11 protein-coding genes and 2 pseudogenes are annotated in these 8,603 nt (G+C 62.2%); 4 read left to right on the top strand and 9 right to left on the bottom strand.

Translation table 11 applies throughout. The features are described from left to right. Positions 1-103 precede the first annotated feature (103 nt). A pseudogene (locus ACO2Q5_RS23215) lies at positions 104-481 on the bottom strand (hypothetical protein); the annotation flags it as partial. Positions 482-660: 179 nt separating this feature from the next. Between ACO2Q5_RS23215 and ACO2Q5_RS23210 the strand changes: the two are divergent. The 3 genes from ACO2Q5_RS23210 (at position 661) to ACO2Q5_RS23200 (ending at position 1,995) form a co-directional block, all read left to right on the top strand. Next, positions 661-957, top strand: a complete 297-nt coding sequence (locus ACO2Q5_RS23210; protein ID WP_423295498.1) for a hypothetical protein — start codon at positions 661-663, stop codon at positions 955-957. 84 nt (positions 958-1,041) lie between these two features. Continuing rightward, positions 1,042-1,305 carry a hypothetical protein gene (locus ACO2Q5_RS23205; protein ID WP_423295496.1) on the top strand — a complete coding sequence of 88 codons (264 nt, stop codon included), beginning with the start codon at positions 1,042-1,044 and terminating at the stop codon, positions 1,303-1,305. A gap of 48 nt (positions 1,306-1,353) precedes the next feature. Further along, positions 1,354-1,995 (top strand): nucleotidyl transferase AbiEii/AbiGii toxin family protein, encoded by a 642-nt coding sequence (locus ACO2Q5_RS23200; protein WP_423295494.1) that lies wholly within the window; start codon positions 1,354-1,356, stop codon positions 1,993-1,995. Here the strand turns inward: ACO2Q5_RS23200 and ACO2Q5_RS23195 are convergent. From ACO2Q5_RS23195 to ACO2Q5_RS23160, 8 genes and pseudogenes are all read right to left on the bottom strand, one after another. Then, on the bottom strand, positions 1,967-2,611 hold the full coding sequence (locus ACO2Q5_RS23195; protein ID WP_423295492.1) for a hypothetical protein: 645 nt from the start codon (positions 2,609-2,611) through the stop codon (positions 1,967-1,969). The genes ACO2Q5_RS23200 and ACO2Q5_RS23195 overlap by 29 nt on opposite strands. Continuing rightward, positions 2,604-3,023 (bottom strand): hypothetical protein, encoded by a 420-nt coding sequence (locus ACO2Q5_RS23190; protein WP_423295490.1) that lies wholly within the window; start codon positions 3,021-3,023, stop codon positions 2,604-2,606. The genes ACO2Q5_RS23195 and ACO2Q5_RS23190 overlap by 8 nt, the downstream gene beginning before the upstream one ends. Positions 3,024-3,102: 79 nt before the next feature. Beyond that, positions 3,103-3,297, bottom strand: a complete 195-nt coding sequence (locus ACO2Q5_RS23185) for a hypothetical protein (RefSeq protein ID WP_112312774.1) — start codon at positions 3,295-3,297, stop codon at positions 3,103-3,105. A gap of 1 nt (position 3,298) precedes the next feature. Continuing rightward, positions 3,299-3,672 (bottom strand): annotated as a pseudogene (locus ACO2Q5_RS23180) (DUF6915 family protein). Positions 3,673-3,684: 12 nt separating this feature from the next. Continuing rightward, entirely contained in the window at positions 3,685-4,176 is a 492-nt protein-coding gene (locus ACO2Q5_RS23175; protein ID WP_423295487.1) for a DUF6878 family protein, read from the bottom strand. Positions 4,177-4,275: 99 nt separating this feature from the next. Further along, complete coding sequence (locus ACO2Q5_RS23170) at positions 4,276-4,794, bottom strand: DNA repair protein RadC (RefSeq protein WP_423295484.1); 519 nt, start codon at positions 4,792-4,794, stop codon at positions 4,276-4,278. A gap of 114 nt (positions 4,795-4,908) precedes the next feature. Then, positions 4,909-5,349 carry a JAB domain-containing protein gene (locus tag ACO2Q5_RS23165; RefSeq protein ID WP_423295481.1) on the bottom strand — a complete coding sequence of 147 codons (441 nt, stop codon included), beginning with the start codon at positions 5,347-5,349 and terminating at the stop codon, positions 4,909-4,911. Between the two features lie 122 nt (positions 5,350-5,471). Next, complete coding sequence (locus tag ACO2Q5_RS23160; RefSeq protein WP_423295479.1) at positions 5,472-6,671, bottom strand: DUF932 domain-containing protein; 1,200 nt, start codon at positions 6,669-6,671, stop codon at positions 5,472-5,474. A gap of 374 nt (positions 6,672-7,045) precedes the next feature. Here ACO2Q5_RS23160 and ACO2Q5_RS23155 point away from each other — a divergent pair, with 374 nt between their 5' ends. Beyond that, positions 7,046-8,593: an ABC transporter substrate-binding protein gene (locus ACO2Q5_RS23155; RefSeq protein WP_423295477.1), complete on the top strand. Its 1,548-nt coding sequence runs from the start codon at positions 7,046-7,048 to the stop codon at positions 8,591-8,593. Positions 8,594-8,603: the final 10 nt, after the last annotated feature.

Below are 8,603 nucleotides of genomic sequence, written 5' to 3'. Positions count from 1 at the left end.
TCTTCCATGTCATCTCCTCGGGCTGCGGACCGAAGAAGAGTGCGGACCGCGATCACTCTACGGCGATCCTGTCCCACGTCGGCTGGAGCGCCAAGAATGGTCATGCCATCTGCTGGAAGCGCTCCATTTCTTCCGAGCGACGGGTGTGCGTGGGCAAGAGGCCTGCCACCTTGGCGAGGGTGGGCAACAGTGCTGCAGGCGAGCCGGCACGGGCCAGCAGCGCGCGGCCAAACTTCCGCAGGAACAGGACCAGCGCCACCTCGCCAGCCTCATATGCGAGCTTCCAATCCCAGGCACCGTCGGAATCGGAGCCGCCAAAGGCGCGCTCCATCTCAACGCGCAGGCGCAAGGCGTCAATCTGAAAACCCTGCGCCAGATCCGGCTGCAGGGATTGCGCCACGATCAAAATAGCGTCGGCGGTGTAGGGGCATTGCAGCGGGGCAACCAGCGGCAGCGCGGTTGCAACAGAAGTCTGAAACATCATCGGGGTTCTCCGGATTGGGACAAGGACAAACCGGCGGGGCACTCTCTCTGTCCCCCTTCGGCTTAGCCTTTTCCCGCTCCCCTCTGCCTTTCAAACCCCGGAACTACGGATGCGCGGCTTGATTTTGTTCCTGTAATGTTCTATATGCAAACTCAACGCCACAAGGGAGATATCCCATGCAAGCCACGACCTTTGCCCTGCCCGTGACGCCCAAGCAGATCGCCTATGCGCGGTCACTGGCGCTGCGCAACCAGACGTTGCTACCTTGGGAGGTGCAGCAGGATCGGCGGGCCTTGAGTTCCTGGATCGATGCGCAGGCCAAGCTGAAACCGGTCTCCGCGCTCGACCAGCTGCCGTCGTCGAAGCAGGTCGCCTTTGCTGAGCGTCTCGCTCGCATCAAGCGCGGCGCTGTCCCGGATGAATGCTTCCGCGACAAGGGCCTGATGTCGAAGTGGATCGACGGGAACAGGTGAAAACCAGCGCAGGTGGGGCTTTATTGCTTTGTTGAGGGACATCGACTACATTGATGGAATAGAAATCTGCACAGAGTTGATGCCATGGCCTCGGTTGCTGCAAAAGTGATGTCGACAGTCAGCGCGCCCTACGGCGTGCTGGTGACGGCTGCGCAGCTTGCCGAGAAAATCGCCGATATCAAGAGCGCCGATTCCTACGACTGCAGCGTGTTCGCCTTCCTGTCCGAAGTGTCGCCCAAACTGCAGCAATCGTTCATCGACGAGATGGGTGTGAGCAAGGATGCGGTCACCCATGTCGCCAAGAAATTCTCCGTCCTCGCCGGATTCCAGCTGCCGCTCGCGGTCTGAATGAATACGCCTCTGCCGAGCCGGTGGCCTGAGCTTTTCGACATGGCAATGGCAATCATCGATCAGGCCAATGCCCAAGGCATCGGGATGAACAGCTGGAGCTTTGGCGGCGGCACAGCACTTATGCTGCAAATCAACCATCGCGAAAGTCACGACATCGACCTCTTCATCGAGGATGCCCAGTATCTCCCCTACCTGAACCCCGAAACACAAGACTACGATCTGGCGCTTGTGCCAAGCGACTACGAAACCGATGGCACCCGCGCTCTTAAGATCGTGTTCGATGGCGTCGGTGAGATCGATTTCATCTGCTGCGACCCGGTCACCGAGGGCCCGTTTGTTGTTTCCGAAATTCGCGGACGAAACGTCAGGCTCGAGACGCCCGCTGAAATCCTCGCGAAGAAAGTGGTGTTCCGCGGATCGCACCTGCAGCCGCGGGATATGTTCGACATTGCAGCAGTAGCCCAGGCTATGGGTACCAACTATGTCGTCGAGGCTTGTTCCAGGTTTCCTGATGCGTGTCGGGAGGCGCTGCGGGTCACCGAAAGCATGAGCCCGAAGCTTGTTGACGCGGTAACCGAGAAATTGCTGGTGTCTGAGGGATTTCTTGGCCTTCAAGGCCGCGCTCAGATGATGGCGAAAGAAATCTTGGCCACCGCGATCACCCGAAGCGCCGCCCTCCCTCGGTGAAGGTGTATTCATTGATAACAATCCCCTCCTCGACGGCCTCGTCCGAGGTCAGATGGTCATATTCGGCCTCAAGCTGCCGATAGAGCCAACGGGCGAGATCGCGCAGCGCCTCCACAACGGTCTCTTCACTGCCCGCGGTAGGTGGCTGACCCGTCGGGCTGTCGCGCGAGACGTCGATGCTCATGCAATACTCGTGGTAGTACCGCCCGCGGTGGGTCACATCGGCACTGAGCTGATAGAAGTTCTGCCGCTGAGCGGCCTGCAGGCGGTCGGCAATGCCGTGCAGGATCTGATCTTGCGGGGCGTAGGCGCGGATTTCGCGCGCGGAGCCCTTGGCGTGTCCAACCGTCGCCTCGAAGGAAGCACCGTCCCCTTGTGACGAAAACCCCGAAAACCAGATGCAGGGCTTCTGCCGGGTGCCGCCCCCCATCAGCCGAACAGAACGGCGCTTCAGGCTGACCCCGAGGATGTCGCAGATGCGCTCGAAGTCATCATAGACCACATCCCACCAATCGTCGTGGAACGCAGCCTCGCGATACCATCTGCGGGCTTTCTCCTTGGCCGCATCGGACAGTTCCGGGAACTGGTAGACGGTGGTGCAGATGATGTCAGGCATCGAGTTCCTCCCCGTTCAACACTTCGGCCAGCCATGTCTGGGTATTCACCCAGCCGATGACCTTTCGCGCTCCGAGGTCGATCAGATGTGCGCCACCGCCAAAGGCGTCCAGGCGCGGACGAGAACATGTGTTGGAATGCTCGAAGCCCCAGAGGCCAGACAGATCGAGCTCTTCCGCCAAGCGCAGGATGAACGCGGTCACGGCCTCGACGTCGCCGCTTTCGTCGTCGTGGATCCATAAAACGCCGCTCTTCGGGCCGTCCTGAAGCGACAAGTCAAAGCCGTGGAACTGCGGTTCCTCCGACTTATCATCGTCGTCGCGAAGGGCGGCGAAAAAGTCGATCGCGCGCGCGGCCCTTTCGGGCGTGCCGACGTCGAGCAGACAGGAGAAGTGGGTAAAATAATCGGCCATTGGGCCCTCCAGATGCGAGGACGCCCGGCCTCCGTGGCCGAGCGAGATGGAAATTTCGAATTGGTAGTTGAAGCGGGCGTCAGTCCGGCTGCACGCTCGGCTGGTCCTGAGCCGCCTGATGGGCGGTGAGGAGATCGCGGTAATATCGCTTGCGCGCCGCGCGCCAGCTGCGGACGGCGAGCGTGTCGGGGTGCAGGCGCCGGATCGCCACGCGCAGAACCATCAGGTTCGTCGCCTCCGGCGGCACGCACAGGTCTTGATAGGCCCGGCACATTTCAGCGGACCTCCACGACAGGCGGAGCTAGATGCGGATCGACGAGGGTTTCGATCCTCTCGGCGCGGCCCATCCACGGTTCAGGCCGAATAGGTTTCAACCAGTCCGTGAAACTAGGGATGAACCCGAGGTCCTCCCGCACATGCTGCTCTCCGACCCAACGGGTCGGAATGATCCGGCCGGTGGAGAGCGTGATCGTCGGGCCAAAGATTGCCTCCGAGAGCCAGATCCCAGCGGCATGAAACATCGCGCGGTGACGAAAGTCTGCACAGTGGGCTTTTGAGCTATCAACCATGCGTGGATGGCCTGGTAGTCCTCGACGGTGCCGCCCCATTTCTTCACCGAGGACAGGGCGTGGTGGTAAGGATGTGCCATTGCCCGCCTCCCTCAAAAGTCGTGGGTGAAAAGTTCGGACGACGTGAACCGTTCGTTGAACTCGAGGTGGATGGTGCGCGCGGAGGCGTCGAAGCAAAATTCACCATAAGCGCCGTCGTCATTTTCCCAGCCAGCTTGGGCGTCGCTCAGAAAATCGTAGGTGAGCTGCTCGACAACATCTTCCAGCGAAAGCTGACGCATCTCGATGGCGGGGTTGTCCCAGGTCAAAGCGGCATAAGTGACTTGAGTCTGGGGAAAATCGACCGCGATCTCGCCGTTCCACGCCGCGACGCTATCAATCTGCCCACTGTCGCCATAACCGTCGAAGGTCACCGTGACATGGGTGATGCCTGCAGCGGCCAAGGCATCAAACAGGCGATCCTTGTTGGCCGGACGCAGTTCGGCCTCGCGGGCGGCTTGTTTGGCCTGCGCCGCGAACACTGCGGCGAAGTCGATCGTGGACGGCGGCAACGGCGCCGGGAGGGTGGGTTCAACGTGGGTCATGGGGGTCTCCGAAGAAGGTGAAAGGGTCGGAGCCGCCGGGCACTCTCTTGCACCGGCGAAGCTCACAAAAGCCCCCTGCCCTCCTCTGTCTCTCTGGGGTCATGCCGCGATCTGTAGGGCGCGCGCAGCAAAGGCGCGCCAGAGTGGATCGACGAGGCGGGCCTCCAAGAGATCGGCACGCTGCCGCAGGCGGGTTGCGAGATCGCTTTCCAGCCAGTCCGCCGCGCGGCTTGCCTGCGCCCGAAGCTGACTTGCTTCCAAGACCACGACCCGGGCCTCGGTCGCGGTCATGACCGGAGCGCACCAAGCGACTGCGCCGTTCGCTGCAGCACCGGCAAGGACAAGACGCTCATCGCGATCAAAGATCGCCAGCATGCGTGGTGCGTCCTCAGCCTCCAGTTCTTCCGCCATTTTGATCGCGCCCCGCATGGCTTCGGCCAGCGTTGTGAAATGGCCGATGATCCGAGGACGCGCCTCTCCCGACATCGCAGCCGCAGGGTTCCGATCAGCCAGCGTCAGGGCAAAAGGCAGCATGGGATTAAGAGTGCCGTGCGGCGTGTCCGGCACGAAGCCAGCCGGAAACGGGACCGACAGAGCCGGAAAGGAATGGTCGAACATGGGAAATATCTCCGACGGTACGGGAAGCCTCTCTCCCCGCCTCAAGCGTCAAAGACCAAAACCGCCGCCCTTTTCCTCGAAGGGGCGTCGGAAGGTGATAATGCGTAGGTCGGGTCACATCTTGCCCAAGCCCCGAAGAGAGAGTTCCTGGCCGCCACCCACGATGATGTGGTCATGCAAAGTCAGGCCGAGATACTTGCAGCCCTTCTGGATTTCCTTCGTCATGGTGATATCCGCCTCGGATGGCGTTGGATCGCCCGAAGGGTGGTTGTGGACCACGATGAGAGCGCTTGCGTTCAACATCAGCGCCCGCTTGATGATTTCGCGCGGATAGACTGGAACATGGTCCACGGTTCCGATCGAAAGCTGCTCGTCCGAGATCACGCGATTGCGCCGGTCGAGGTAGAGGACGTGGAAGCGCTCGACCTCGCCGCGCACCGTCAGCGCACAGTAATCGCGAACAGCCTGCCAGCTGCCAAGGACAGGGTTTTGGTTCAGATAGCGCCCGAGGATTTCGCGGGCCTCGAGGATGACGGTTGCTTCCTGGGGGGTCACGGTGGGTCTCCGAAAAATGAAAACGCCGACGCCCCTGCCCTGTCGAAGGGCGGACCGTCGGCACAATTATGAAAAGCTGACCGCCCAACGGGCTTGGGCGGTCAAGCGGATGACGCGCGGCCTCAGCCGACTCGATCGAGAAGCTTCTTGGCGCGGCCCTCCATGTCGAGGCGGGCATCTTGCTGGGTTTTGTCACGCGCAAGCCGCGTGATGCCCTGAACGAAGTCGAAGATGCTCTCCGGTGGGCGGCCTTCTTCCATCAGCACCTTCTCGATGATCTTGCCGGACTCGGCCTTCGAGAAGCCCCGCTTCCTCAAGAAGTCATCCCGGTCCTCGTCCGTCCGCGCCACGATCTGCTGCCGCGCGGCCTTAATGCCGTTCACGAAGCCCTGCGGCGAGGAATTGGCAAACCGCGTCAGCGCCGGAGCCGCCTCACGGGCAAAGCGGGAGGCTGCGTATTTCGAGTGGCGGATGGTAATCTCCTGAAAATCCTCGACGCCCCAAAGGTTGCGGTTCTGGCAAACTGCCCGCAGGTAGAAGCTGGCCATGCCGAGGGTCTTGGCCCCCACCTCGGAGTTCCAGCAGTAGAAGCCCCGGAAGTAGAGATCGGGAGAGCCATCTGGCAAGCGGCCCGCCTCGATCGGGTTGTGATCATCGACCAGGAACAGGAAGACGTCGCGGTCAGAGGCATAGAGCGTGGTCGTGTCACGGCTGATCTCGACATCGGGGTTGTAGACCCCGGTCGACCAGTCGAGCACCCCCGGCACTTTCCAGCGCGTGTCGCCGGTGCCGTTCCCCGCGATGCGCTGCACCGCCTCGACCAGCTCGTGGTCATGGATGCGGCCATAGTCCGGGCCGGTCACCGCGCGCAACTCCGTGCGGCCATCCTCCGTCTCAAAAGTCTTCACCTGCTCGGCGCGGTGGTTGGTCAGGCCGTATTGCAGGTTGATCCCTGCCAGTGGCGCGGGCAGTTGGCGCAGATAGGACGCCGGGGCACCGACGATGCTGGCCAGCTGGCCGAACGCCCAATGCGTGGGCGCGACAGGTTCATGCGCTTTCGGCAGGACCAGGTGCAGACGCTCGGCGCTGTCGCGCGCGGCCTCAACCCGGATGTCAGCCGTCTGCACAACCCGGCTGCGGCTGCGCTCCGAACGGCCCTTCACCGATGCCCAAAGATCGTCGAGCGACAGATACCGCTCGTCATCGGGCCGGTTGAACCATTCGGACGACACCCGCCCGTTCAGCTCCCCCCGGCTCACATCTACCTTCCAGCCACCCACTCGCGTCGGCGTGACCGGGTCCAGAACTTCCACAACGCCCATCGGCTATCTCCTGTGACGGGCGCCGGGAGCCACTCTCCCAACCCTCAACCCATCGCGAAAGCAACCAGCGCAGCTCTGACTCTCAGTGGGATTGAGCCAAGACATGGTCAGGGCGGTTGGAGGTGGACGGTTCGCCGGTTGCTGAAGACTGCGTCAATACAGACGAAAATTGCCATGATTTGAGAGGCGAACTCAATGGAACGACACCTTCTGTGATCATGCTGGCGCGGAAGCTTGCAAATGTTCATCAATCGCTAAGGAAACAGGCGGCTTCGAAGATAGCTCGCAAGGTCGCAGGGCCCCCATGACATTTCATCTATACATTATTGATCGCCCTGCTAGGCTCATCAAAAGCCAACCAACAGGGGTAAGCCATGCTCAAACTCGATCGCCGCTCTTTCCTTGCCACAACGGCAGGACTGTCCTTCCTTACCATGCTGCCCCGGATCGCCTTTGCCGACGGACATGCGGACACGCTGCGCGTCGCCATCGCGGGCGAGACCGGCGATCTGGACCTGTTGCAGAACGTCTCGACGCTGTCGTCCTATTCGGCGGTCTTCGACGCGCTGATCCACTATGGTCCTGGCGGCACGCTGGAGCCGGGCCTGGCGACGGCCTGGACGATTGCCGAGGATGGCCTGTCGATCAGCTTTGATCTGCGCGAAGGCGTCAGCTTCTCGGACGGCACTCCGTTTGATGCGACGGCGGCCGAGTGGAACCTGAAGCGCTGGATGGGCGTGGCCGATTTCTCGTGGATCGGGATCGCTGATGCCTATGACAGCATCGTCATCGACGCGCCCAACAAGATCACCATCAAGCTGAAGCGTCCGGTTCCGGCGGCGCTTCTGGAACTGACCATCGTGCGCCCGGTCCGCTTCCTGTCGCCCAAGGCGGCGGCGGGTCAGCCGATCGGCACCGGGCCATGGATCGTCGAGAGCTTCTCCTCGACCGAAACCGTTCTGGTGCGCAACGATGCCTATTGGGGCGAAAAGCCCGCATTTGGGCGGATGGAATTGAAGGTTGTGCCGGACGAGCTGGCACGCGCCAACGCCCTGCGTGCGGGCGAGCTGGACGTGATTGGCGGCGATTGGGTGGCGGCGCTGTCGCCCCGTCGCGCGCAGGCGCTGGCGGGCGAGGGCATGACCATCGTGGCCGAACCCGGCACTGCGACGACGATTCTCGGCTTCTCGCCGCAGTCGCCGATGATGCAGGACAAGGCCGTGCGCGACGCGATCTTCCTTGGCATCGACCGGGCGGCTGTGGCGGCTGTGCTGTTCGAAGGCTTTGCTGATGCGACCGTGGACATCTTCCCCGCAACCGTGCCCACCGCAGGCAGCCGCACCCCGGTTCCGGCCCGCGATGTTGCCGCCGCACAGGCCGCACTGTCGGCAGGCGGCTGGGCGGGCGATGCCGCAGGCTGGACCAAGGATGGCGCGGCGCTGGAAATTGCCTTCCTCGTCTCCGAGGAGTCTTTTCCGGGGTCACGCCGCATTGCCGAAATGATCCAGGGCATGCTGATGGAAGTCGGCGTCAAAACCAACATCGAAACGGTGGACAACGCCACAATGCACGACCGCCGCCCGAAGTTCGACTATGACCTGACATTCTTCGGCACCTATGGCGCGCCTTATGACCCGCATGGATCGCTGGGGGCGTCGTTCGTGACCGCGTCCGATACCGGGCCGGATGGCAAGATCTATGTCCACCCCGATCTGGATGCGCTGGTTGCAACCGCGCTGGAAACCGGCGGCGATGCCCGTGAGGGTGCGATGCAGGCAGTCTATGACTGGCTGCGCACCAACACGGCGGCCTGCCCGCTGGTGGTGACGCAGCGGCTGTGGGCGGTCCATCCGCGCGTGGCGGGCTTCACGCTGCCGGCCACGGACTATGACCTGCCCTTCAAGGGCATCACGCTGGGCTGACCGGACCCAA

The organism is Neotabrizicola sp. VNH66 (genome assembly GCF_049445895.1).
GTDB lineage: Bacteria > Pseudomonadota > Alphaproteobacteria > Rhodobacterales > Rhodobacteraceae > Pseudogemmobacter.
This window is presented reverse-complemented; position numbering and strand designations above follow the sequence as displayed.